The 24,119-nt window shown below is 73.6% G+C and carries 21 protein-coding genes; 13 read left to right on the top strand and 8 right to left on the bottom strand.

Going from position 1 to position 24,119, the window contains the following annotated elements:
- The first annotated feature begins 97 nt into the window (after positions 1-97).
- The 3 genes from ACZ4TV_RS04300 (at position 98) to ACZ4TV_RS04290 (ending at position 2,948) form a co-directional block, all read left to right on the top strand.
- The gene (locus ACZ4TV_RS04300; protein WP_468130505.1) at positions 98-922 is read left to right on the top strand and encodes an inositol monophosphatase family protein; all 825 of its coding nucleotides are present in this window, start codon (positions 98-100) and stop codon (positions 920-922) included.
- An 89-nt stretch (positions 923-1,011) separates the two neighbouring features.
- Positions 1,012-2,430, top strand: a complete 1,419-nt coding sequence (locus tag ACZ4TV_RS04295; protein ID WP_468130503.1) for a phytoene desaturase family protein — start codon at positions 1,012-1,014, stop codon at positions 2,428-2,430.
- Positions 2,430-2,948 carry an O-acetyl-ADP-ribose deacetylase gene (locus ACZ4TV_RS04290; RefSeq protein WP_468130501.1) on the top strand — a complete coding sequence of 173 codons (519 nt, stop codon included), beginning with the start codon at positions 2,430-2,432 and terminating at the stop codon, positions 2,946-2,948. The genes ACZ4TV_RS04295 and ACZ4TV_RS04290 overlap by 1 nt, the downstream gene beginning before the upstream one ends.
- 53 nt (positions 2,949-3,001) lie before the next feature.
- Here ACZ4TV_RS04290 and ACZ4TV_RS04285 read toward each other — a convergent pair whose 3' ends face one another.
- Positions 3,002-3,484 carry an Lrp/AsnC family transcriptional regulator gene (locus ACZ4TV_RS04285; protein WP_468130499.1) on the bottom strand — a complete coding sequence of 161 codons (483 nt, stop codon included), beginning with the start codon at positions 3,482-3,484 and terminating at the stop codon, positions 3,002-3,004.
- A 135-nt stretch (positions 3,485-3,619) separates the two neighbouring features.
- On the opposite strand from ACZ4TV_RS04285, the gene ACZ4TV_RS04280 reads away from it, so the two are divergent.
- From ACZ4TV_RS04280 to ACZ4TV_RS04265, 4 genes are read left to right on the top strand one after another with little or no spacing between them, the layout of a single operon-like run.
- Positions 3,620-4,597: a DMT family transporter gene (locus ACZ4TV_RS04280; RefSeq protein WP_468130497.1), complete on the top strand. Its 978-nt coding sequence runs from the start codon at positions 3,620-3,622 to the stop codon at positions 4,595-4,597.
- Positions 4,590-5,828, top strand: coding sequence for an amino acid aminotransferase (locus ACZ4TV_RS04275; RefSeq protein ID WP_468130495.1), 1,239 nt, complete (start codon positions 4,590-4,592; stop codon positions 5,826-5,828). Before ACZ4TV_RS04280 ends, ACZ4TV_RS04275 begins: the two co-directional genes overlap by 8 nt.
- On the top strand, positions 5,803-6,246 hold the full coding sequence (locus ACZ4TV_RS04270; RefSeq protein WP_468130493.1) for a hypothetical protein: 444 nt from the start codon (positions 5,803-5,805) through the stop codon (positions 6,244-6,246). Before ACZ4TV_RS04275 ends, ACZ4TV_RS04270 begins: the two co-directional genes overlap by 26 nt.
- Positions 6,247-6,285: 39 nt before the next feature.
- Entirely contained in the window at positions 6,286-8,352 is a 2,067-nt protein-coding gene (locus ACZ4TV_RS04265; RefSeq protein ID WP_468130491.1) for a SpoIIE family protein phosphatase, read from the top strand.
- A gap of 99 nt (positions 8,353-8,451) precedes the next feature.
- Here the strand turns inward: ACZ4TV_RS04265 and ACZ4TV_RS04260 are convergent, their stop codons facing one another.
- The 3 genes from ACZ4TV_RS04260 to ACZ4TV_RS04250 form a co-directional block, all read right to left on the bottom strand.
- Complete coding sequence (locus ACZ4TV_RS04260; RefSeq protein ID WP_468130489.1) at positions 8,452-11,235, bottom strand: SpoIIE family protein phosphatase; 2,784 nt, start codon at positions 11,233-11,235, stop codon at positions 8,452-8,454.
- 165 nt (positions 11,236-11,400) lie between these two features.
- Positions 11,401-11,574, bottom strand: a complete 174-nt coding sequence (locus tag ACZ4TV_RS04255; RefSeq protein WP_468130487.1) for a hypothetical protein — start codon at positions 11,572-11,574, stop codon at positions 11,401-11,403.
- 80 nt (positions 11,575-11,654) lie between these two features.
- A complete protein-coding gene (locus tag ACZ4TV_RS04250) occupies positions 11,655-12,803 on the bottom strand; it encodes a glycerate kinase (RefSeq protein ID WP_468130485.1) in 1,149 nt (382 codons plus the stop codon).
- A 143-nt stretch (positions 12,804-12,946) separates the two neighbouring features.
- On the opposite strand from ACZ4TV_RS04250, the gene ACZ4TV_RS04245 reads away from it, so the two are divergent.
- The 3 genes from ACZ4TV_RS04245 (at position 12,947) to ACZ4TV_RS04235 (ending at position 15,785) form a co-directional block, all read left to right on the top strand.
- Positions 12,947-14,686 (top strand): BCCT family transporter, encoded by a 1,740-nt coding sequence (locus ACZ4TV_RS04245; RefSeq protein ID WP_468130483.1) that lies wholly within the window; start codon positions 12,947-12,949, stop codon positions 14,684-14,686.
- 9 nt (positions 14,687-14,695) lie between these two features.
- Entirely contained in the window at positions 14,696-15,196 is a 501-nt protein-coding gene (locus ACZ4TV_RS04240) for an NUDIX domain-containing protein (protein WP_468130481.1), read from the top strand.
- Positions 15,197-15,356: 160 nt separating this feature from the next.
- Positions 15,357-15,785, top strand: coding sequence for a hypothetical protein (locus tag ACZ4TV_RS04235; protein WP_468130479.1), 429 nt, complete (start codon positions 15,357-15,359; stop codon positions 15,783-15,785).
- Here ACZ4TV_RS04235 and ACZ4TV_RS04230 read toward each other — a convergent pair.
- The 4 genes from ACZ4TV_RS04230 to ACZ4TV_RS04215 all read right to left on the bottom strand — a co-directional run bounded on the left by ACZ4TV_RS04230 (position 15,728) and on the right by ACZ4TV_RS04215 (position 21,324).
- On the bottom strand, positions 15,728-16,297 hold the full coding sequence (locus ACZ4TV_RS04230) for a methylated-DNA--[protein]-cysteine S-methyltransferase (RefSeq protein ID WP_468130477.1): 570 nt from the start codon (positions 16,295-16,297) through the stop codon (positions 15,728-15,730). The two genes, ACZ4TV_RS04235 and ACZ4TV_RS04230, sit on opposite strands and share 58 nt — an antisense overlap.
- A 12-nt stretch (positions 16,298-16,309) precedes the next feature.
- Positions 16,310-17,794 carry an AlkA N-terminal domain-containing protein gene (locus ACZ4TV_RS04225; protein ID WP_468130475.1) on the bottom strand — a complete coding sequence of 495 codons (1,485 nt, stop codon included), beginning with the start codon at positions 17,792-17,794 and terminating at the stop codon, positions 16,310-16,312.
- On the bottom strand, positions 17,767-19,824 hold the full coding sequence (locus ACZ4TV_RS04220) for a zinc ribbon domain-containing protein (protein ID WP_468130473.1): 2,058 nt from the start codon (positions 19,822-19,824) through the stop codon (positions 17,767-17,769). Before ACZ4TV_RS04220 ends, ACZ4TV_RS04225 begins: the two co-directional genes overlap by 28 nt.
- Positions 19,825-20,121: 297 nt before the next feature.
- Complete coding sequence (locus tag ACZ4TV_RS04215; protein ID WP_468130471.1) at positions 20,122-21,324, bottom strand: PucR family transcriptional regulator; 1,203 nt, start codon at positions 21,322-21,324, stop codon at positions 20,122-20,124.
- Positions 21,325-21,519: 195 nt separating this feature from the next.
- On the opposite strand from ACZ4TV_RS04215, the gene ACZ4TV_RS04210 reads away from it, so the two are divergent.
- The 3 genes from ACZ4TV_RS04210 to ACZ4TV_RS04200 are packed head-to-tail and all read left to right on the top strand — an operon-like array spanning position 21,520 to position 24,070.
- Positions 21,520-22,308 (top strand): ABC transporter ATP-binding protein, encoded by a 789-nt coding sequence (locus tag ACZ4TV_RS04210; protein WP_468130469.1) that lies wholly within the window; start codon positions 21,520-21,522, stop codon positions 22,306-22,308.
- Positions 22,296-23,183 carry an ABC transporter ATP-binding protein gene (locus ACZ4TV_RS04205; RefSeq protein ID WP_468130467.1) on the top strand — a complete coding sequence of 296 codons (888 nt, stop codon included), beginning with the start codon at positions 22,296-22,298 and terminating at the stop codon, positions 23,181-23,183. The genes ACZ4TV_RS04210 and ACZ4TV_RS04205 overlap by 13 nt, the downstream gene beginning before the upstream one ends.
- Positions 23,180-24,070 carry a branched-chain amino acid ABC transporter permease gene (locus ACZ4TV_RS04200; protein ID WP_468130465.1) on the top strand — a complete coding sequence of 297 codons (891 nt, stop codon included), beginning with the start codon at positions 23,180-23,182 and terminating at the stop codon, positions 24,068-24,070. The genes ACZ4TV_RS04205 and ACZ4TV_RS04200 overlap by 4 nt, the downstream gene beginning before the upstream one ends.
- Positions 24,071-24,119: the final 49 nt, after the last annotated feature.

Below are 24,119 nucleotides of genomic sequence, written 5' to 3'. Positions count from 1 at the left end.
GGCCCCGCGGGCGGTTCACCCGGCGGCCACCCGGTGTCCGGGCGTCCGTCCGGGATTGGCGGTGGGGTTTGCCGGTCGGGCGTGCTTTGCTGGGGGCATGATCGATGAGTTCCTGGCCCATGGCCTGTCCGAGGTGGAAGAGGCCGTCCGCAAGGCGGCGGCGATCGAGATCATGCCGAGATTCAGGCAGCTCGCCGAGCACGAGGTCGACGAGAAGACCGGCCCCCACGACCTCGTGACCGTCGCCGACCGCAGGGCCGAGGAGCACCTCACGGCCGCACTGACGCGGCTGCTGCCCGGCTCGGCCGTGGTCGGCGAGGAGGCCGTGCACGCCGATCCCACGGTGTACGCGGCGCTGCGCGCGGACGCCCCGGTGTGGATCGTCGACCCGGTCGACGGCACCCGCCAGTTCGTGAACGGCGATCCGGCCTTCTGCACCCTGGTCGCGCTGGCCGTGCGCGGGGAGATCCTCGCCTCCTGGACCTTCGCCCCCGCGCTGGAGGAACTGGCGACCGCCGTGCGCGGGCAGGGCTCGTACGTCAACGGCGAGCGCATCCACAGCGGTTCGCCGGAGCGCGGCGCGCCGCTGCGGGTCGCCATCGCCCACCCGCTCTACACCTCCGACGAGAACAAGCGGACGCTGGCCCGGCTGGACGTGCCCGGGGTCGCGGCCAGGCCCTGCGGTTCGGCGGGCCTGGAGTACCTGAAGGTGGCCCGCGGCGAGATGGACGGCCTGGCCTTCACCTGGCCCTCGGCCTGGGACCACGCGGCCGGGCTGCTGCTGGTCGCCGAGGCCGGCGGGGCCCAGAGCACGGTCGACGGGGTCCCCTTCCGGGTGGACCGGGACAACGCGCTGCCGTTCGCCGTCGGGCGGGACGAGGCCACGGCCGTACGCATCCGGGACCTGCTCCGGGGCGCCTGAGCCTCAGGGGGTGTCCGGGGGTATCCGGCCCGCCGCGTGCGGCGCAATATCCTGGGGGCGCAGGCCCGCCGGAAACGAAGGAGTCGCAAGTGCCGTCGATTCTCGATGTGGTCGTGGTGGGGGCCGGGCCCAACGGGCTGACGGCCGCCGTCGAACTGGCCCGGCGCGGCTTCTCGGTGGCCGTCTTCGAAGCCGCCGACACGGTCGGCGGCGGAGCCCGGACCGAGGAGCTCACCCTCCCCGGCTTCCGGCACGACCCCTGCTCGGCGGTGCATCCGCTCGGCGCCGGCTCCCCGGTCTTCGCCACGATGCCGCTGAAGCGCTACGGGCTGGAATGGCTGCACCCCCCGCTGCCCATGGCGCACCCCTTCGACGACGGCACGGCCGCCGTCCTCTCCCGGTCGGTCGCGGAGACGGCGGCGTCCTTCGGGCCGCGTGACGCGGGTGCGTACCGGCGCCTGGTCGGGCCGTTCCTCGGCAAGTGGGACACCCTGGCCCGGGACTTCATGTCCCTGCCGAACACCGCTCTGCCCCGGGATCCCGTCACCCTCGCCCGCTTCGGGCTCACCGGGCTGCCGCCCGCCACCTGGCTCCTGCGCCGCTTCCGTGACGAACGGGCACGGGCGCTGTTCGCGGGGCTCGTCGCGCACGTGATCGCACCGCTCGACGGGATCGCCACCGGCGCCGTCGGCCTGGTCTTCGCCCTGGCCGCGCACGCGAACGGCTGGCCGATGCCGCGGGGCGGCTCGCAGTCCGTCTCCAACGCGCTCGCCGCGTACCTGCGCGACCTCGGCGCCGCCGTCCACACCGGCTTCGAGGTCAAGCGGCTCGACGACCTCCCTCCGGCCCGCGCCTACGTCTTCGACACCTCGCCGACCGCGCTGGCCCGGATCGCCCGCCTGGGGCGCGCGTACGAGGGCTACCGGTACGGCGCCTCCGTGTTCAAGATCGACTACGCGCTGGACGGCCCGGTCCCGTGGACCGCCGAGGAGCCGCGCCGCGCCGGCACCGTCCAGATCGGCCCGCGCGCCCGCGACATCGACGCCGCCCTCCAGCTCGCCTCGGGCGGCCGGGCCCCCCGCAACCCCTTCCTCATCACGGCGCAGCCCAGCCTGGTCGACCCCGGCCGGGCCCCCGGGGGCAAGCACGTGTTCTGGGCGTACGGACACGTCCCCGCGGGCTGGGACGGCGATCTCACCGACGCCGTCGAACGCCAACTGGAGCGCTTCGCCCCGGGCTTCCGCGACCTGGTCCTGGCCCGCGCCACGGCCGGCCCGCCCCAGCTCGCCGCCCGCAACCCCAACTACGTCGGAGGGGACATCGCCTGCGGAGCCGCCTCGGGACTCCAGCTCCTGCTGCGCCCCAAGCTCTCCCTCTCCCCGTACACGACGGCGCACCCCGCGGTCTTCCTGTGCTCCTCGGCGACCCCGCCGGGCCCGGGCGTGCACGGCATGTCCGGCCACAACGCCGCCAAGGCGGTCTGGCGCCACCTGAGAAAGGACTCCTGATGGTGCGCATCACCCTGGTCCTCGGCGACATCACCGCCGAGAAGGCCGACGCCATCGTCAACGCGGCGAACTCCTCGCTGCTCGGCGGCGGCGGGGTCGACGGCGCCATCCACCGGCGCGGCGGGCCGGAGATCCTCGCGGCCTGCGAGGACCTGCGGCGTTCGCACTACGGCAAGGGCCTGCCGACGGGCCGGGCCGTCGCCACCACGGCCGGCCGGCTCCCCGCCGGGCACGTCATCCACACGGTGGGCCCGGTCTGGTCGCGCGATGAGGACCGGTCGGAGCTGCTGGCCTCCTGTTACCGCGAATCGCTGCGGGTCGCCGACGACCTGGGGGCCCGTACGGTCGCCTTCCCGGCCATCTCCACCGGCGTCTACGGCTGGCCGATGGACGACGGGGCGCGGATCGCGGTGGAGACGGTGCGGGCGGCCCGGACCGAGGTTCAGGAGGTGCGGTTCGTCCTCTTCGACGCCGCCGCCTTCGCGGCCTTCGAGGCGGCGGTGGAAGCCTCCCGGTAGGCCGTACGGGGCCCTTTTGGGCCGTACGGGGCGTCAGGCCGTACGGGGCTCCGTCACAGCCGCCGCTTCGATCCGCCCGGGGCGGGCCGCGGGTACGTCCTGGACTGCTTGACGCTGCCGTACGCGAAGCTCGATTCGATCGAGGCGATGCCGGGGATGGCGTGGATCCGGTGGCGCACCAGGGCTTCGTAGGCTTCCAGGTCCTCGATCACGACCCGGAGCAGGTAGTCGCTGCTGCCCGCCATCAGGTAGCAGTCCTGGATGTGCTCGATGACCGCGACGTGTTCTTCGAACAGCCTCACCGCCTGCGCGGTGTGGCGTTCCAGGCGGATCCGGACGAAGACGGTGACCGGGAGGCCGAAGGCGACCTGGTCGACCATGGCCGTGTAGCCGCGGATGAGGCCGGCCTCCTCCAGCCGCCGGACCCGGCGCAGGCAGGGTGACGGGGACAGCCGGACGCGGTCGGCGAGGTCCTGGTTGGACAGGCGGCCATCGGCCTGCAATTCCCGGATGATCTGCAGATCGACTGCGTCCATGGTCACTCCTTGGCAGATTCTGCCCCAAACGTATGTCCGAGAGGCAGAACTGGCAATCGGCTGCCCCGCCGGAAGCCCTAGCGTTGCCAGAGACGGACCGGATCGGTCCGGGACCCAGAGGCTGGAGCAATTTCCTTGGTCGCGACGCACACCACCCGGGCGACCCTGCCTGCTGATGCGGCGGGCCCGCGTGCCGGACACCCCGGCCGGCGCGGGCTCTCCCCGCAGGCCCAGGGCATGCTGGCCCTGCTGGTGACCGTGGCGATCTGGGCGGCCTTCGCGCTCAGCGCCCGCGCCCTGAGCGCCTCCTCCCTCCTGCCCGCCGACGCGGCCCTGCTGCGCTTCGGTGTGCCCCTCGTCGTCCTGTTCCCCGCCCTGTGGCGCCGCCGCCGCCGTATCGCCGCGGTGCGACCGGGCGCCGCGGCCAAGATCATCTGCGGTGCGGGGGTGCCCTTCTTCCTGGCGGCGATGCACGGCGGCGCGCTGACGTCCGCGGCCTTCGTCGGCTCGATCGTCCCCGGCATGGTCCCGCTCTTCGTCTCCGCGATCATGGTCGGCCGCGGCCACGGCGCGCCCCGGGGGACGCAGGCGGCCGGGCTCGCGCTGATCGCGGCCGGTGTGGTCGCCCTCGTCTGGCGCCACGTCGTCCCGGTGGACACGGACGTGCTCGCCGGCGCCGGCACGCTCCTGGTGGCCAGCGGGCTGTGGGCCCTCTACACCGTGGGCCTGCGGGAGGTCGACCTCGATCCCGTCGGATCGATCGGCCTGCTCTGCCTGCCCTCCTTCGCGGTGATCGGGCTGCTGGTCCTGACCGGGGTGCTCCCCACGGGCATCGCGCACGCGGCCGGAAGCGACATCGCGCTGTTCCTGGTGGTGCAGGGGCTCGGAGTCGGACTGTGCGCCGGCCTGCTGTACGCCTTCGCCATCCGCAGGCTGGGCGCCGAGCGCAGTTCGGTCGTCGGCAGCCTCAGTCCCGTCGCCGTCGTCCTGCTCGCCATCCCCCTGCTCGGTGAGTCACCGACCCTCGCCGTGCTCGTCGGCGTCCCCCTCATCACCGCCGGCGTCGTCCTCGCCAACCGCCGCCCACGACCCAAGGTTTCCGCAGATGCTTGAGCTCCTCCCCCCGCCGCCCACCGACCCGCTGTGGGACCTCACCTACGAGTACGGCAGTGACGAGCGGCCCGAACGCCTGAACCTCGTCCTCGGCGTCTACCGGGACCAGACGGGAACCACGCCCGTCATGGCCGCCGTCCGCGAGGCCGAGATCCGCCTGGCGGAGCGCTCCGAGTCCAAGGAGTACCGCGGGCTCTCCGGCAACGCCGCCTTCAACCGGTCCCTGCTGAACCTGGTCCTGGGCCCCGACGGACCGGCCGACCGGGCCGCGGCCGTCCAGACCGTCGCGGGCTCGGGCGCGCTGCGGCTGCTGGCCGATCTGATCTGCCGGACCCGCCCGGGCACCACGGTGTGGATCAGCGATCCGGCCTACGTCAACCACCGGCCCATCCTGGAGGCCGCCGGTCTGAAGGTGCGCACGTACGGCTGGCGCGACGCCGAGGGCGGCTTCGACACGGCCGGGGTGCTGCGGGAACTGCGCGAGGCGCGGCGCGACGACGTCGTCCTGCTCCAGGGCTGCTGCCACAACCCCACGGGCGTGGACCCCCTGCTGGACGACTGGGAGGCGCTGGCCGAGTCGGCCCTGCGCGGCGGCTGGGTGCCCTTCGTCGACCTGGCCTATCACGGGCTCGGCGACGGTCTGGAGGCCGACCTGCTGGCCACGCGGATGCTGGCGGCGCGCGTTCCGGAGATGCTGATCGCCGTCAGCTGCTCGAAGAACTTCGGCCTCTACAGCGACCGCGTGGGCTGCGCCATCGTCCTCGGCGCCTCGGGCCAGGCCGTGCGGCACGCCGAGACGGCCTTGCAGAACGCCGCCCGGACGCTGTACTCGATGCCGCCCGAGCACGGCGCGGCCGTCGTGACCACGATCCTGGAGGACGCGGGTCTGCGGGCCGCCTGGCGGGCGGAGCTGGACGTCATGCGGGGCCGGATCATGGCCAACCGGGCCGACCTGACCGCGCACTTGAGCACCCTGGGCTGTGCCGAGCAGGCGCGGTCGCTCGCACGGCAGAAGGGGATGTTCTCGATGCTGCCGCTGACCTCGCCCCAGATGCTCCGCCTGCGCAGGGAGTTCGCCATCTACGGCACGACCTCGGGGCGGATCAACATCGCGGGCATCCCGGCGCACCGGATCCCCTGCCTCGCGCAGGGCATCGCGGCGGTCCTCGGCGCGCCCGGCGCGCCGCGGCGGCCGGACGCGGCGCGTGCGGACGAGCGCGTGGGGGCCTGACCCCGCGCGCGGACCGCGTCTTCGACGGCCCGCGCCAGGAGAGCCGTCGGCCGTCCTCACCGGGGGCGGTCTCCTCGTCGCCAACGCCGGCCGGCCCGACCTGTCCGGCGGCGACCGTACGGAGCGACTCGCCCGGGCCCCGTTCCGGACGCATTCCCGCGCGGCCGGGCCGGTGCCGGGGGAGCGCACCACCACCGTCGGCACCGAACGGCGCCGCGATCCCGCGCTGACCGCCGCCCAGAACGAGGACGGCGGCCCGCAGATCGTCGACGGGCGCGACCGGGCGGCCTTCGCCGCGGCCCACCTGCCCGACTCGATCTGCGCCGCGGGCGAGCGTGGCGGCGGGCCTGCTCGGCCTGCGGAGCGTCGGGCGTTGTGCCGGACACAGAGCCCCGCGTCCAGGCCTCGGATAGGGTGAATCGGTAGGAATCAGGCCCCCCGGGGTGAGGTCGGTGCATTGGACACTTACCAGTCGACGAGCGAGGTGCCGGACCCGCCCGTGGCGGCTGTCGGGTACGCGGGCGTGCTCCGCGAGCTGCTGCCGATCGCCCTGTGGCGGGAGGACGCCGACGGGCGCGTCGTGGAGTGGTCGCTGGCAGCCCAGGACCTGCTCGGGCACCGTCCCGAGGACATCATCGGCCTTCCCGGCACCGCCGTGCTCGTGCCCGAGGCCAACCGGGAGCTCGCCGATCAGCTGACCCGGCGCGTCCAGGCCGGCGAGACCGTCGTCGGCACCCTGCCCGTGCGCCACCGCGACGGCCACCGCGTCCCGATGGAGATGTGGATCGTCCCCGCCGTCGACCCGCAGGGCCGGACGGGGGCCATGCTCATCGCCGTGGAGACCTCCGAGGTCCTCCACATGCGGGACTCGCTCGCCGCCCTCCAGAGCCTCTTCACACAGTCGCCCATCGGCCTCGCCACCCTCGGCCCCGACCTGCGGTTCCTCCGGGTCAACGACGCGCTGGCCCGGATGAACGGCGTCTCCGCCGCCGAGCACCTCGGCAAACGGCTCACCGAGGTGGTGCCCGGGGTCAACGCCGTCGCGCTGGAGGCGACGATGCGCCAGGTCCTCGACCAGGGCGCCGCCGTCGTCGACGTCCGCCGCACCGGGCGGACCCCCGCGGACCCCGAGCACGACCGGACCTGGTCGTGCTCGTACGCCCCGCTGCTGGACGGCTCCGGGCGGCCCCTCGGCCTGATCGCCTCCCTCATCGACATCACCGAAGGCCAGCAGGCCCAGGCCGATGCCGAACGGGCCCAGCACCGGTTCGCCCTGCTGGCGGAGGCGGGCACCCGCATCGGCACCACCCTGGACCTCCACCAGACCGCCCGGGAGATCGTGGAGGTACTGGTACCGCAGCTCGCGGACTCCGCCGACGTACAGGTGCTCGAAGCGGTACTCGGCCCCGACGAGGCCGCGCTGCCGGCGGCCTCCACGCGCGGTGTCCTGCGCCGTCTGGCGGCCCAGTTCCCCGACCCGACCGCGCCCACCGCGCGACTCGTCGCCGGCCAGACCTTCCAGATCCCGGTGGGCACCGTCTACGAGCAGGTCATCGCCGAGGGGCGGCCCATGAACCTCTACGTCTCCGACATCCCGGCACTGATCACCTCCCCGCGCGCCGACGAGCTGCGCACCTACCTCGCCACACTGGGCTCGGCGCGCCTGGTCCCGCTGGTCGCGCGCGGCACGGTGCTCGGCGCGGTCGCCGTGACGCGGACCCGCGACCGGGAGCCCTTCGACGAGCAGGACTGCGTACTCGTCGACGAGCTGGTCGCCCGCGCCGCCCTCAACATCGACAACGCCCGGATGTACACCCGCCAGCGCCAGGCCGCCCTGACGCTCCAGCGCAGCCTCACCAACAGCGCGCTGCCCGAGGTCCCCGGCCTGGAACTCACCGGCCGCTACCTGCCCGCCAGCGACCACGACGTCGGCGGGGACTGGTTCGACGCCATCCCGCTGCCCGGCGGCCGCACCGGGCTGGTCATCGGGGACGTCATGGGCCACGGGGTCCACGCGGCGGCCGTCATGGGGCAGCTGCGTACGGCCGTACGGACCCTCGCGCGCCACGACGTGCCCCCGGCGCAGATGCTCCGCTCGCTCGATGCCGTGGTGGCCGACCTGGGCGAGGACGAGATGGCGACCTGCGTGTACGCCGTGCACGACCCGGCCTCCGGCGGCTGTGTGATCGCCCGCGCCGGCCACCCGCCGCCGGCCGTGGTCACCCCCGAAGGGACCATCACCTTCCTCGACGGGCCCCCGGGGACTCCGCTGGGCGCGGGCGGGCGGGACTTCCGCACCGAGGAGGTACGGCTGTCCCCGGGAGGCCTGCTCGTGCTCTACACCGACGGCCTCATCGAGGCCCGGGACCGGGACCTCGACCAGGGCATGGAGCAGCTGGCGCAGGCACTGCTGAGGGTGGGAGAGCCGCTGGAGGAACTGTGCGACGGGATCCTGCGGCGGCTGCTGCCGCGCGCCCAGCAGGACGACGTCGCGGTGCTGCTGGCCCGGGCCCGGGCCGTGTGAGCGGGCGCCCGGCCGGAACCCGTACGACCGGCCGCCCGGCCGGAACCCGTACGACCGGTCGCTCGGCCGGTACCCGTACGACCGTTCCCCCCTCGGGGGTCACCAGGCCATGTCCTCCAGCGCGTCCAGGTCCAGCGGGGCCGGCGGCTGCGGCTCGGCACCCCCGGTCAGTGGCAGCTCGGCCCAGATGACCTTGCCGCGCTCGGTGTAGCGGGTGCCCCACCGGTCGGCGTACTGCGCGACGAGGAACAGCCCGCGCCCGCCCTCGTCGGTGGTGGCCGCGTACCGCAGGTGCGGGGAGGTGCTGCTGCCGTCGGCGACCTCGCAGATCAGGCTGCGGTCGCGCAGCAGACGGACCCGGACGGGCGGGCTGCCGTACCGGATGGCGTTGGTGATCAGCTCGCTGAGGATCAGCTCGGTGGTGAAGGCGACCTCCTCCAGGCCCCACTCGGCGAGCTGCGCCGAGCCCGCGTTGCGCACCCGCGAGACGGCCGAGGGGTCGACCGGTACCTCCCATTCCGCGATCTGGTCCGCCTCCAGCCGGCGGGTGTCGGCGATCAGCAGGGCGATGTCGTCGCTCGGCACCGGGAACAGCATCGCGGCGAGCACGTCCGCACAGGCCTGCTCGGGGCTGCGGCCGGGCACCGACAGCGTGTCGCCCAGCAGGCGCAGGCCGGTGTCGAAGTCCCGGTCCCGGTCCTCCACCAGGCCGTCGGTGAACAGCACGAGCCGGCTCCCCTCCGGAAGCCGGAACTCGGTGGCCTCGAAGGGCATGCCGCCCACACCGAGCGGGAGCCCGGTCGGCAGTTCGGGGAACTCCACGTGCCCGTCGGGGCGGATCAGCGCGGGCCCGGGGTGCCCCGCGCTGGCCATCACACACCGTCCGGAGACCGGGTCGTAGACCGCGTAGAGGCACGTGGCACCCGTGATTGCGGCCGGCTTCCCCACACCGTCGCCGTCGTCCTCGACCTCCCCGCCCCCGCTCTCGTCCTGGTCGATCCGGTTGATCAGCTCGTCGAGGTGTCCGAGCAGTTCGTCGGGCGGCAGGTCCAGGGTGGAGAAGTTGTGCACGGCGGTCCGCAGCCGGCCCATGGTGGCCGCGGCGTGCACCCCGTGCCCGACGACATCGCCGACGACCAGCGCCACCCGGGCGCCCGGCAGCGGGATCACGTCGAACCAGTCCCCGCCCACCCCCGCCATCGCGGGCAGGTAGCGGAAGGCCACGTCCACGGCGCTCTGGTCGGGCAGCACCCGGGGCAGCAGGCTGCGCTGGAGCGTTACGGCCACCGCGTGCTCGCGGGTGAAGCGGCGGGCGTTGTCGATGGAGACGGCCGCGCGCGCCGCGAGCTCCTCGGCGAAGGAGAGGTCCTCCTCACCGAAGGGCTCCGGGGTGTCTGCCCGCCAGAAGTTGGCCATGCCCAGGACCACGCCCCGCGCCTGGAGCGGTGCCGAGATCAGCGAGTGGAGCCCGTAGTCGAGGGCCTCGCGGGTCGCGGTCCCGTCCTGGGCCCGCCAGCCCATGGCCGCGTTCAGATCGGCCGCGAGCACCGCGCGCCCGGCGTCCAGGGCCGCCGCCATTGGGGCCGTGGGCACGTCGAACCGGATGATGTCGCCGACCGGCTGGAGTGGCGAGTCGGTGCGGACCCCGCTGATGGCCGCCCTGCGCATCTCGGTGTACATGCCGGCGGCCAGCGCGGGCTCCTCACCGTGCAGCACCGGCTCCAGCAGCTCCACCGTCACGAAGTCCGCGAAGCGGGGGACGGCGACCTCCGACAGCTCCTCGGCGGTCCGCACCACGTCCAGGGTCGTACCGATCCGCACCCCGGCGTCGTACAGCAGCTGGAGCCGGCTGCGGGCCACCTCGGCCCGGCCGGAGAGCGCGGCGAGCTCGGTGGAGTCGCGCAGGGTCACGACGTGGCCCGTGACCAGGCCGTCGTACGGCTTGGTGGGCCGTACGTTGACCGCGAGCAGCCGGTCCCCCGCCAGGTGCACGTGGTCCGTGACGACCCGGCCGGAGCCCAGCAGCTCCGTGGTGCGCGGGTCGAGGCCGAGGTCGGCGACGCGGCGCCCCTCCGCCTCGGGCGGCAGGTCGAGGAGCCGGCGGGCCTCGTCGTTGGCCAGCACGAGCCGCTGGTCGGCGCCGATGATGAGCACGCCCTCGCGCACGGCGTGCAGGACGGCCTCGTGGTGCTCGTTCATCCGGGTCATCTCGGCGGCGCCCAGGCCGCGGGTCTGGAGCCGCAGGCGGTGGCTGACCAGGGCGGCGCCGCCGGTGCCGAGCAGCAGGGCGCCCGCCGCGGCGCCGAGGAGCAGCGGGAGCTGGCCCTCGACGACCTTCGCGACGTTCTGCACGTCGATGCCGGTGCCGACCAGGCCGACGACCGCGCCGTCGGCGTCCCGTACGGGGACGATGGCCCGGACGGCGTCGCTCGGCTCGCCCGTGAAGGTCTCGGTGAAGGACTCCCCGGCGGCGGCGCGGGAGAGGTTCCCGGTGGCCCGCTGTCCGATCAGCTCGGGCCGCGAGTCGGTGTAGCGGATCCCGTCGGTGGTCATGACGGCGATGAAGTCGACGCCCGAGGCCTGGCGGGCGGCCTCGGCCAGGGGTTGGAGCTCGGCGGTCGGATCCGCCGACTTCAGCGCCTCCGGGAGACCGGGGGCGTGCGCGAAGGCCTCGGCGGCCGCGAGCGAGCGGTTGCGCGCGTCGCGTTGGCTGTCGTACCGGGCCTGGACCACCAGGGCCACCACGGCAGCGCTGATCAGCAGCACCACGATCACCGCCTGGAGGGCGAAGACCTGACCGGCGACGCTGTGCCCCCACCGGGACAGGCGTGCGAACAGGCGCGAGCCCCACCCGGTCGGCTGGCGACCAAAACGTCCGGTCATGAGCCCTTTCTAACACTGTCCGGGGCGTTTGGCGGTGGCTGCCGGGGCCACTGCGGCCGCACGGTACGCCAGGGGGCCGCGCCCGAGCCTGACGGCGGACGACCTCGCCACCGCCACCGCCGTGAACCTCCAGGGCGGCGGCTGCGCCCGCGCCGTCCCGACGGCTCAGCCGCTCGGGGCCTGCGGAGCCCAGCTCACCGCGTAGTACCGCAGCCGCTCGTCCTCCCCGGCGAACCGCATCCCGGCCGCGGCCATGACCCGGTGGGAGGCGAGGCTCTCCCGGTCGGCGCCGCCGTCCACCGCGCTCGCGCCGTGCTCCGGCCGCCCACCCACGCGCACGGCGTTTTCCAGCCCGGCCGGGCTGGAAGTACGCAGGCCCGGAGCCCCGAGGGGCTCCGGGCCTCACGGGTCTGGCGGGGTCAGAGAACGTCGGCGGCGATGTTGGCCGCGACCCGCTCCAGCAGGGGACCCGCGTTCGGGATGGACTTGGCCGGGTCGGGCTCCAGGTCCGTGAGCGGGTACGCCTTGCGGATGCCGGCCGCCTCCAGGGCCTCCTGGCTCAGCAGCAGACGGCCGCAGACCGCCACGACCGGCTTGCCCGCCGCACGCGCCGCGGCCGCGACACCCGCCGGGGCCTTGCCGTGCAGGGTCTGCTCGTCCAGCGAGCCCTCACCGGTGATGACCAGCGTGGCCCGCTCCAGCGCCGGGGCGAAGCCGAGCACCTCCAGCATCAGCTCGATGCCGGGACGGAACGTCGCGCCGAGCAGCAGGGCCCCGTAGCCGATGCCGCCCGCGCCGCCCGCACCCGGGAGCACCGCGCACTCGGCGGCCTTCGCGCCGATCGACTTCTCCAGCACCACCGCGAAGTGCGCCAGCGCCGCGTCCAGCGTGGCCACGTCCTCGGGCGACGCCCCCTTCTGCGGCCCGTAGACCGCCGGGGCGCCCTTCGGGCCGGTCAGCGGGTTGTCCACGTCGCTCGCCAGGACGAACTCCACGTCCGCGAAGCGCGGGTCGACGCCGGACAGGTCGGCCGAGGCCAGGTCGGCCAGCGCGCCGCCGCCCGGACCGACCGGTTCGCCGTTCGCGTCCAGGAACACCGCGCCCAGCGCGGCCAGCATGCCGGCGCCGCCGTCGGTGGTGGCGCTGCCGCCCACACCGAAGACGATGGAGCGCGCGCCCGCGTCCAGCGCGGCCTTCAGCAGCTCGCCCGAGCCGTACGTGGTCGCGGTCAGCGGGGCGAAGGTGCCCGCCGGCAGGAGCTGGAGCCCGGAGGCCTCCGCCATCTCGACCACCGCGGTGCCGTCGCGCAGCGCGAAGGCGGCCGTGACCTGGTCGCCGAGGGGTCCGGTGACCCGTACCTCCCGGCGTTCGAAACCGGCCGCGACGGCGGCCGCGACCGTACCGTCGCCGCCGTCCGCGACGGGGAGGGTCTCGATCTCCACGCCCGGGACGGCCTTGCGAAGGCCGGCCGTCACCCGCTCCGCGACCTGAACGGCCGTGAGCGAGCCCTTGAATTTGTCCGCGGCGATGAGCACGCGCGCGGCCTCAGTTACTGCTCCGTCCGTCACCTTGCTATTCCCTTGCTATCGAACAGTGCAGTCGCGCCGCCATGAGCTTATCCGGAGGATCCTCCTATGCCCATGAGTGGCCTGGGCCACATGCGGCGTGCCATGACCCTAAATGGGGATATATGCCTGCATAGTGTGGCCGCATGAGCACGGATTCGCTGGAAGAGGCCGGTCCGGGCCCCCCGGGCGGGGGTTCCGGCGGCCCCGCGGACGGCGCCCCCGACCACGCCCCCGACCACGCCGTCGTCGCCGTGGGCGTGATCGCCGTGCTGGCCGTCGTCGCTTGGGCGGCCCTCGCCAAGGACTCCTTCGACACCGCGTCGAGCGCCGCGCTCGCCTGGGTGCTGAACAACTTCGCCTGGCTCTTCGTGATCGCCGCCGACCTCTTCCTCGTGCTGTGCGTCGTGCTCGCGATCAGCCGCTTCGGCCGGATCCGCCTCGGCGCCGACGACTCCGAGCCCGAGTTCACCAACCTGGCGTGGATCGCGATGATGTTCAGCGCCGGCATGGGCATCGGCCTGATGTTCTTCGGAGTGGGGGAGCCGCTCACCCACTACCTGAACCCGCCCCCGGCCTCCGGGGCGGCCCCCGGTACGGGTGGCGCCGCCCTCGTGGCCATGGAGTACTCCTTCTTCCACTGGACCCTCACCCCCTGGGCCATCTACGGCATCGCCGGCCTCGCCCTCGCCTACGCGACCTTCCGCAAGGGCCGCGGCAACCGCCTCAGCTCCGCCTTCGTCCCCCTGATGGGCGAAGCGCGCGCCAACGGACGGGCCGGCAAGGCCATCGATCTGCTCGCCGTTTTCGCCACCGTCTTCGGCACCGCGACCAGCCTCGGGCTCGGCGCGCTCCAGGTGGCCAAGGGGCTGAACCTCACCACCGGGGTAGAGGACTCCATCACCGTCGAGCTGATCATCATCGGCTCCCTCTCGGCGGCCTTCGTGCTCTCCGCCTTCTCCGGCCTGCACAAGGGGGTGAAGTGGCTCAGCACCATCAACATCGTGCTCGCCGCCACCCTGATGCTCTTCGTCTTCGTACTCGGACCCACCGTCTACGTCCTCGACGTGATCCCCTCCAGCGTCGGCGGCTACCTGCACGAGCTGCTGCCCATGGCCAGTCGCACCGGGGCCTTCACCGACAGCGCCTGGCTCGGCGCGTGGACGATCTTCTACTGGGCGTGGTGGCTCTCCTGGGCCCCCTTCGTCGGCACCTTCATCGCCCGCATCTCGCGCGGCCGCACCATCCGCGAGTTCCTCATCGGCGTGCTGCTCGTCCCCAGCGGAGCCACCGTCATCTGGTTCTGCGTGATGGGCGGCACCGCCATCCGCCTCGACTCCACCGGCGCCGTGGACTTCGCCGCCACGCTCAAGGACGGTACGGAGGCCTCGCTCTTCGCGATGCTGGACGCGCTGCCGCTGTCCACGCTCACCTCGTGGGTCGCCATGGTCCTGGTCATGACCTACTTCGTCACCAGCGCCGACTCCGCCTCCTTGGTCATGGGCTCCCTCACCAGCCGCGGCTCCCTGCACCCGCCCACCTGGCTCGTCGTCACCTGGGGCGTGCTGATGGCCGCCGTCGCCGCCGTGCTGCTCGTCGCGGGCGGCCTGAAGTCCCTGCAGACCGCCACCATCCTGGTCGCGCTGCCCTTCGTCATCGTCATGCTGCTGCTCTGCTGGGCCCTGGTGAAGGAACTGCGCGAGGACCCCGGCGCCGGACCCGCCCGGCACGCCCCGCACGGGATGCGGGACGCGGTCCGGGCCCTGGTCGGCGACGCCGTCCCCGAACAGGAACGGGCCCGCCACCCCCGGCTGCGGCGCGTCGCGCGGTCCAAGGGCCGAGACCGCGAGCACGGGCCGGACGGGCCCCCGGCACCCCCTGGGTAGGGTGGCCGGGTGACCACCACGGATGACTACGCCACGTACATCGCGAGCCTGCCCCGGGTGCTGGCCGGCGCGGCCGCCCTCTACCGGGACGCCGGGGGCAGGGTCCTGCTCGTCGAGCCCAACTACCGCGAGGGATGGGCCCTGCCGGGCGGCACCATCGAGTCGGACCAGGGCGAGTCGCCGCGCATCGCCGCCCGCCGCGAGAGCGCCGAGGAGATCGGCATCGACGTCCCGCTCGGCCGGCTGCTCGCCGTCGACTGGGTCCTCGGCACTGAGCGGCCGCCGATCGTCGCGTACGTCTACGACGGCGGGGTGCTCGACGCCGGCCAGCTCGCCTCGATCACGCTCCAGGAGGAGGAACTGCTCTCGTGGCGGCTGGTCGAGCCCGCCGAACTCGCCGCGTACCTGCCCGGATCGCTCGGGCTGCGCACCCAGGAGGCGTACCGGGTCCTGCAGTCGGGCGAGGGAGCCGTGGAACTGGAGAACGGCCGGCGCGCGGTCTCCTCGTAACACGGGCTCGTACCACCGGGCTCGTACCACCGCGCTCGCGACGCCGGGCTCGCGACGCCGGGCTCGCGACGCCGGGCTCGCGACGCCGGGCTCGTGACGCCGGGCTCGCGACGCCGGGCTCGTGACGCCGGGCTTACTCCGATCAGGACAGAATCAGCAGATGATCACGATGTACGCCTGGCCCAGCACCGCCGACGGGCCCGATGCCCTTCCCATGGTCCACTTCACCACCGACCAGCAGGCCGGTGGTGAGGTCACGCCCGAGGGGACACCGGTCTGGCTGTTCGACACCGCGATACGCGAGGGCGGCTGGGCCCAGTTCACCGATTTCGAGGGCTGGTCCGCGCCCGCCGCCGGCTGGCAGGCCTTCTACCGCCGCGAGGACGACCTCCTCGCCGTCACCGGTCCGGGCACCTGCGAAGGCTGGTACCAGGGCAACCTCGGCGCCGACGCCGACTGGGTGACGGCGGCCGCCACCCAGCAGAGCGTGGTCCTGCTCGCCGCGCCCGTCCAGCACCCCTCGCTCTACGGCTACGCCGTGGAGGCGGGCGCGGCCTTCGCCCTGCTCGTCCCGCTCCTCGTCGTCTGACCCCCGGGACGGTTCCCGGACTCGAAGGTCAGCAGCCGCTCCTTGCGTTCGAGCCCGCCGCCGTATCCGGTCATGCCGCCCGAGGCGCCGATCACCCGGTGGCACGGGACGATGATGCCGACCGGGTTCTTCCCGTTCGCCAGACCCACCGCGCGCGAGGCGTTCGGCTTGCCCAGCCGGGCCGCGAGCTCACCGTACGACCACGTCTCGCCGTACGGGATGCGTACGAGCTGGTCCCAGACGCTGCGCTGGAAGTCGGTGCCCTCCAGCCGGAGGGGGAGGTCGAACTCGGTGAGTTCCCCGGCGAAGTACGCGGTCAGCTGGCGCACCACTTCGGGGAAGGGCTCCTCGGTGGCGGCGACCCGCTCCCCGAAGGACTCCTCGGCGGGCCGGTGGCGCTGCCCGGTCATGTAGAGGCCGCTGAGGACGCCGTCCGTGGCGACCAGGGTCAGCGGACCGCAGGGGCTCTCGACGACGGCGTGCTGCTTGCCGCTGCTCACGATGTCTCGCATGGCTGGTGCTCCTCAGACGGGCAGGTGGTTGATGGGGTGGGCGTCCGTGGCCCACAAGTACTGGACGGCGTACGCGCGCCAGGGCCGCCACCCGGCCGCCCGCGCCGTCAGCGCCGAGGGGGTGGACGGCAGACCCAGCCCCCGCGCCGCCCGCCGGACCCCCAGATCGGACGGCAGGAACGCGTCCGGATCGCCGAGCGCCCGCATCGCGATCACCTCGGTGGTCCAGGGGCCGAAGCCGGGCAGCGCCGTGAGCTGCGCCCGCGCCGCGTCCCAGTCACTGTCGATGCCGAGCGGCAGCGAACCGTCGGCGAGCGCCGCGACCAGCGTGGCGAGCGTGCCGCGCCGGCTGCGCGGCAGGGCCAGGGACTCCGGGTCCAGCCCGGCGAGCGCCTGCGGCGAGGGGAAGAGGTGCGTCAGCCCGCCCAGGGGGTCCTCGATCCGCTCGCCGTACGCGGTGACCAGCCGGGCCGCGTGCGTGCGCGCGGCCGCGGTGGAGACCTGCTGGCCCAGGACCGCCCGTACGGCGAACTCCGCCGCGTCGACCGTACGGGGAACCCGGCGCCCGGGAGCCTTGTCCACGAGCGGGGCCAGCAGCGGGTCGGAGCGCAGCTGCTCGTCGATCGCCTCCGGGTCGGCGTCGAGGTCGAGCATCCAGCGGCAGCGGCTGATGGCGATGGTGAGGTCGCGCAGGTCGGTCAGGGCGAGGCGGCAGCCGATGTGGTCGGGCTGCGGGGTCAGGGCGACGACACCGGTGCCGTAGGGGAGGCGCAGGGTGCGGCGGTAGGCGCCGTCCCGCCACTCCTCGACGCCGGGGACGGCGGTCGCGGCGAGGTGCCCGAAGAGGTTGTCGGGGTTGAGGGGGGTCCGGAACGGCAGTCGCAGGCTGATCGTCCCGGGGATCCTGGGCGGGGCGTTCTTGTGGTGGCTGGCCCTGACGGCCCGCTCCCGCAGCTCGCTCGGGGACACGGCGAAGACCTCGCGGACCGTGTCGTTGAAGGTTCGGATGGAGGCGAACCCGGCGGCGAAGGCCACGTCGCCCATCGGCAGCTCGGAGGTCTCGATGAGGAGCCGGGCGGTCTGGGCGCGCTGGGCCCTCGCGAGGGCGAGCGGGCCGGCCCCGAGCTCGGCGTTGAGCTGCCGCTCCACCTGGCGGGTGGAGTAGCCCAGGCGGACGGCCAGGCCGGGGACCCCCTCCCGGTCCACCACCCCGTCCCGGATCAGCCGCATCGCCCGTGCGACGGCGTCGGCCCGGGCGTTCCACTCGGGCGAACCGGGGCTCGTATCGGGCCGGCACCGCTTGCACGCCCGGAACCCGGCCTGCTGGCAGGCGGCGGCGCTGGGCAGGAAGGTCATGTTCTCGACCTTCGGGGGCACGGCGGGGCAGCTGGGCCGGCAGTAGATCCGGGTGGTCAGCACCGCGGTGAAGAACCAGCCGTCGAAGCGGGCGTCCTTCGACTGCACGGCCCTTACGCAGCGCTCGGTGTCGGTGTGCATGGCTCCAGGATCCGGGTCGGAACCCACCACGGCTGGCGGTTTTCCGACATCAAGCGTCTCAGATCAGCCCGGTGATCCCGAGCCGGACTGTGTCCGGTTCGTGGACGGGCGCCCATCGTGGAGGCGTCGCGTGGACGTGGAGGTGGAACCCCGCGCCCAGTGCTGCTCCTCGTGGCCGGTGTCGGCTGGTGGTGGGTTTGCTGATCGTTGTCACGTCCTGGTGCCGGTGTACTGCGCGGGGCAGTCGGTGCCGGTCCGTGTGAGCGTGTCCCTCCGGACGCTGGCCTGCTGGGCCCGAGGGTCTGGCAGGGGAGGGTGTCCGGCGTCGCCTGGGCGTCGGACGTGTTGTCTTGTGCCGGGTGGGTCCGGTCTTGGACCGGTCCCGCTGGCTGGTCTTTTGTTCGGTCGGTGTGATGACCGCGGCCGCTTCGAGTGTGTTCACGACCGTATTTTTGGATGGCCATGGCGCCGGTGGTGCGGTCGACAACGGTCTTGGTCTGGTGGGCGAGACCGCGGGATGCGATGCGCTGCCAGGCGCCCTGGTCGCGGTCGCCCTGCCAGGAACAGGTGGGGCAGACGGCCCATTTCCAGCCTGGTGTGGTGGGCCGGTCTGGGGCTTTGCGGTGCTGTAGCGGGGTGAGGCATTGCGGGCAGTGCTTGGAGGTGTTGCGCGCCGGGACGGTGACGAGGGCGATGCCCGTCTCGGCCGCCAGATGACGCATGCGGTCCACGATCTGCCCACGTACCTGCTGGGAGAGGCGGGTGTTGGTGGTGCGGCCCATGCCGCGGGCTTCCATGGAGCGGAGGTCTTCGACGTAGATGACGCTCGCCCCGGCCATGATGGCCTGATCGACCGCCCAGCGGGCGGCGGCCCAGGCCAATGCCTCGTTGAGGTTCGACCGGCGTGTGCAGACTCGGCGCATCTCGCCGCCCAGGAGGGTGTGTTTGGCGGTCAGGGAGTGCTGTTCGTCTCCGGCGATGAGCCGCTGGTACTGGCTGATCTTGCTGTGCAGATACTCGGAGAGTCGGCGCAGCCGGTGCTGCTTGGCGAGGACGCCGGCCGCCCGGAACATGGCCCCGGCCCCGAGGGCGGTGATCCGCCCGTCGTCATGGAGCCGGGTCGCGCCTGCGCTCAGCAGGGTGTTCAGGCCCCAGTCCACACCGAGCGCGACCGTGTGCCCAATGCGAGCCGGTTTCGGCACCGGGTGGGTGTAGGCGAGGTCGGTGCGGACGCGGCCCTGGTGCGGGCGGAGCGTGGGCAGGTGCAGCACCGCACCGGCGGGGATCGTAGGGGGCAGCTTGATGGGGCAGGCCACCCACGCCCAGTCGTGGTACGACTGCGGGTCGGGCCGGGTAGGGAGCTGCAAGCGCAACAGCGCCCGGCCCGGCTCATCCGCCCGTTCGATGGTGGCCTGCTGCCCGTCACACGCCGACAACAGCAGCATCCGCGCCACCCTGGGCGCACTCTCCAGCGCGAACAGATCAGCGGGCATCCGGTCATGCTCTCTGATGAACGCGGAGATCTGCCTGGTGCGGGCTGCGATGACGCTGGAGGGCAGATGCTGCCCTCCCGGTACCGCGGAACGCACCGCATCCCACTCCTGCACACCGCGCTTGGCGGGGTCGGCGGGCCAGGTCGCGAGGACTCCGGCGGTCAGATCGGCACGCCACTTCACCGAGCGCAGGACGCGCCCGGCCTGCTCCTGCGCCATCCGAACGATTCGGTCATTGACACGGATTCCTTCGGGTGGCGCGGTAGTCCAGCCCAGACGCCGCAGCGCCATCCACGCATTCGACGGTAGCTTCCTGCCCCCGCCGTCCTCCCCGGAGGCGAGCACGTCCACATCGGCGCCGTTCCACTGGGCGGCCAGCAGCCCAATGGCCATGCCGTGCACAAGATCGGCAGCCCAGCCGACACGCTCCGCCAGCACCGAGACCGCCAGCAGTTCACCGGTCTTCTCATCCACACCCGTCCGCAGCAGGCCACGGGCACAGACGGTCCGGGTGGTCTCGCCCTCGGCGAGCGGCAACTTCCGCCTCAACGTCCACCCTCCCCTGCTACCGGTGCTGTCATCCGATCAACGACACCGCCGATGAAAGGTCACCCATTCGACCCGCGAACCCACATCCGACACCCAGGCAGCGTGAACACCATGACGAGAACACACACGGCCGCTACGGGTACTCAAGGAACTAAGTGAGCCCACGCCGCCCAGGTCGGCCCCCGACCGCCACCTCGGGGCCTGCACGCCCCACCTTCCGGCCAGCCAACAGGCGGGGACTTGGGACGCCGGGCGTAGCCCCGTACCCAGCGCGACCGCCCCCGCTCAGGTCGCCGCGCCCGGTGCGCCGGCCAGGCGGTGGGCGTCCAGCGCCAGGGTCAGGGCGATCAGGTCGCGCGGGCGGGACAAGGAGCGCGCCGTCAGGTGCTCCAGCCGCCGCAGCCGGTTGAAGACCGTGTTCCGGTGACAGTAGAGACGCGTCGCCGCCCGCCCGGCGGAGCCCTCCGACGTGAGCCACGCGTCCAGGGTCTCCAGCAGCACCGCCCGGTCCGCCGGGTCCAGTTCCAGGAGGGGGCCCAGGACCGCCTGGACCAGCTCCGCGGCGAGCTCGGGCTGGCGTACGACCAGGGCCGTGGGCAGCCGCTGCGAGAGGCGGACCAGCGAACGCTCCTCCGCACCGCACGTGGCCAGCGCCGTCTCCGCCAGCCGCCGCGCCCGGCCCAGCTCCGCCAGCCCGTCCACCACCGGGCCGATCCCGCCCGGGCCGGGGCAGCGGTCGGCCAGCTCCGCCACCAGCTCGTCCAGCGAGGACGAACCGAGGGCCACCACCGCCAGTTCCTGCTCCGCCCGCATCCGCCAGAACAGCCGCATCCCGCCCGCCGACGTCACCCGGTGCACCGAGTCCCGCCGGTCCACCGGGAGCACGACCACCGCGTACCGCCCCTGCTCCGGCAGGTCCAGGCCCGCCGCCGCCCGCGCCGCCAGGCCCGGCGCCGCGTCCCCCTCCAGCAGCGCGTCCAGCAGCGCCTGCACCCGCTCGTCGCTGCGCCGGCGCATCTCCCGCTCGCCCGCCCGATAGGCCTCGGCCGTCGCGGCGGCCTGCTGTTCGATCCCGGCCCACATCGCGCCCGCCGTCCGGGCCAGGACCGGCAGGGCGTCCGGGTCCTCCTCCGTGACGATGTCCAGCAGCGCGTCCCACGTCAGCCGCCCCGCCCGCCGGTAGGCGTAGAGCAACAGGTCCAGCGGCAGACCCTGTTCGGCCCTGCGCCGCCCCAGCTCCTCCGCGTACGCCAGATCCTTGCGCAGGTCCGAGCGGCGCGCGGCGAAGGCCTCGATGCCGTACCGCATCGCCTCGCTGACCTGCTGCCAGTGCTCGTCCCGCGGTACCGCCAGGTCGAACAGCGGCGAGTGCTTCGCCAGATCGACGATCAGCTGCTCCGTGAGCGCGGGGACGCGCTCCATCAGCACCTCGGCCGCCGTCAGCAGCACCGACCATTCCGCTTCCGTCCGCGCCCTGCGTCCGCCCATGGCCGCAGAGGATGTCATCCGTGGCCGGTCGGCGTAAGAGGCCCCGTCGGCAGGTCTGTGCCGCTGCACAACCGCACCCCACCCCGGGCTGGTCATCGGCAGCGATTCCGCTTCGGGCCGTGGACGCCCGCCCCGCCCGGTGCTGGTCTGTGCGCCAGCACAACGCCCCGAAAGGGCCTACCAGTGGGAGGGGATGTGGCCTCGCTCCAGGTGCGCGCGCTGTCCGTCGGCTACGGGCCGGTACGGGCACTGCGCGCCGTCTCGCTCGACGTACCCGCCGGCGCCGTGGTCGTCGTACTCGGCGGGAACGGCGCAGGAAAAACGACCCTGCTGCGGGCGGTGTCCCGGACGCTCGCCTTCCACCGGGGCGCCGCCACCGGCGGGACCGTCAGCTTCGACGGCCGGTCGCTGGACGGACTCGGCCCGGCCCGGGCGGTCGCCGCCGGGGTGGTCCAGGTCCCCGAGGGCCGGCAGGTGTTCGCCCGGATGACCGTCGCGGACAACCTGCGGGCCGGCGCCCTCGGCGCCCGCGCCGGCTCCCGCGCCGACACCGCCCGCTCGCTGGCCCGCGTCCACGAGCTGTTCCCGGTCCTGGCCCGCCGGGCGCGGCAGCGGGCGGGCCTGCTCTCCGGCGGCGAACAGCAGATGCTGGCGCTGGGCCGGGCGCTGATGGCCCGCCCCCGGCTGCTGCTCCTGGACGAACCCTCGCTGGGCCTGGCGCCGAAGATGGCCGCCACCATCGCCGAGACGATCACCGAGATCAACGCCTCGGGCACCTCGGTGCTGCTGGTGGAACAGAACGCGGCGCTCGCCCTGCGGCTGGCCTCGTACGCGTACGTCCTGGAAGTCGGCGAGCTCACCCTGTCGGGCCCGGCCGCCGAGCTGGCGGCCTCCGACGAGGTACGCCGCCGCTACCTCGGCATCACCGACGAGGACGCGCCCGCCCCGCGGGCGACGCGCACCCTGGGGAGGTGGTCCGCCTGAACACCCGTGGCCCGAACACCACCAGCCGGAACACCACCAGTCGGAACACCACCGGCCACGACGGCCACCACGGCCACGACGGCCACCACGGCCACGACGGTCCCCCGGCGCTCACCGTCACCGACGTCACCGTCCGCTTCGCCGGCCTCACCGCCCTCGACTCCGTCTCCCTCACCGTCGAACCCGGCAGCGTGCACGCCGTCATCGGGCCCAACGGAGCCGGTAAGTCCACCTGCTTCAACGTGCTCTCCGGGGTCTACCGGGCCGCTTCCGGCAGCGTGCGTTTCGGCGCCACCGAGCTCACCGGGCTCGCCCCGCACGCCGTCGCCGCCCTCGGCATCGCCCGCACCTTCCAGAACCTGGCGCTGCCCCCGCACACCACGGTCGCCGACAGCCTGCTGCTCGGCCGCCACCGGCTGATGCGGTCCGGCTTCCTCTCCACCGGGCTCCGGCTGCCGGCCGCCGTCCGCGAGGAACGGCTGCACCGCGAACGGGTCCGGGAGATCGCCGCCTTCGTCGGTCTGGAGGCCGACCTGGCGGCCCCCGCGGGCTCCCTCCCGTACGGCAAGCAGAAACTCGTCGAGCTGGCCCGGGCCCTGTGCATGGAGCCGCGGCTGCTGCTCCTCGACGAACCCGTCGCCGGAATGACCGCCGACGAACGCCGGCGCACCGCGGCCGTCATCGCGGGCGTGCGCGACGGCCTCGGCATCTCGATCGTGCTGGTCGAACACGACATGGGGGTGGTGATGCGGCTCGCGGACGCGGTGACCGTACTCGACTTCGGAAAACGGATCGGCGGCGGGACCCCCGCCCAGGTGCAGAGCGACCCCGCGGTCGTCCGCGCCTATCTCGGCGAGGAGGACCCGGCCGCGTGACCACCTTCCTGGAACTCCTGCTCGGCGGCCTCTCCATGGGCTCCGTGTACGCGCTGATCGCCCTCGGCTTCGTGGTCATCTTCAAGGCCACGGAGGTCGTCAACTTCGCCCACGCCTCCCTCCTCCTGGCGGGCGGGTACGTCACCGCCGTCCTGCACGACGACATCGGATTCTGGCCCGCCCTGGCGGTGGGCACCGGCGCGGCCGTCGCGGTGGGAGCGGGGGTGGAGTTCCTCGTGATGCGGCGCTACCGGGGTCAGGACCCGAGCGTCCTCGCCATCGTCACCATCGGCGTGGACATCCTGCTCATCACCGACCTCACCCGTCGCATCGGTACGGACGTACTCGCGCTCGGCGACCCGTGGGGCGCGGCCGTGCTCCACCTCGGGCCGGTCACCGTGCCGCAGACCCGGATCGCGGCCCTGATCGCCGCCACCCTGCTGATCACGGCCTTCCTCCTCGCCTTCCGGTACACCGCCTGGGGCGTGGCCATGCGGGCCGCCGCCGAGAAACCGGAGACCGCCGCGCTGATGGGCGTCCGGCTGGGCCGGGTGTCGCTGGCCGCGTGGGCGGTCGCCGGAGCCCTCGCCGCGGTGGCGGCGCTCTTCCTCACCGTCTTCCCCACCCCCGGACTGGAACGGGCCACCTCGCTGGCCGCCCTCAAGGCCTTCCCGGCGGCCATCCTCGGCGGCCTCGACTCCACCACCGGAGCGCTGGCGGGCGGCCTGATCGTCGGCGTCACCGAGGCCATGGCCACCGGTTACCAGAGCCAGCTCGCCTTCCTCGGCCGCGGCATCGGCGACCTCGCCCCGTACGTGGTGATGGTCGTGGTCCTGCTCCTGCGCCCGGCGGGTCTCTTCGGCACGAAGGAGCTCGCCCGTGTCTGACGTCTCCCCTGCGGGGCGCCCGCCGAAGACCGGGGCTCCGCCCCGACCC

This window comes from Streptomyces sp. NPDC028910 (genome assembly GCF_055564955.1).
This window is presented reverse-complemented; position numbering and strand designations above follow the sequence as displayed.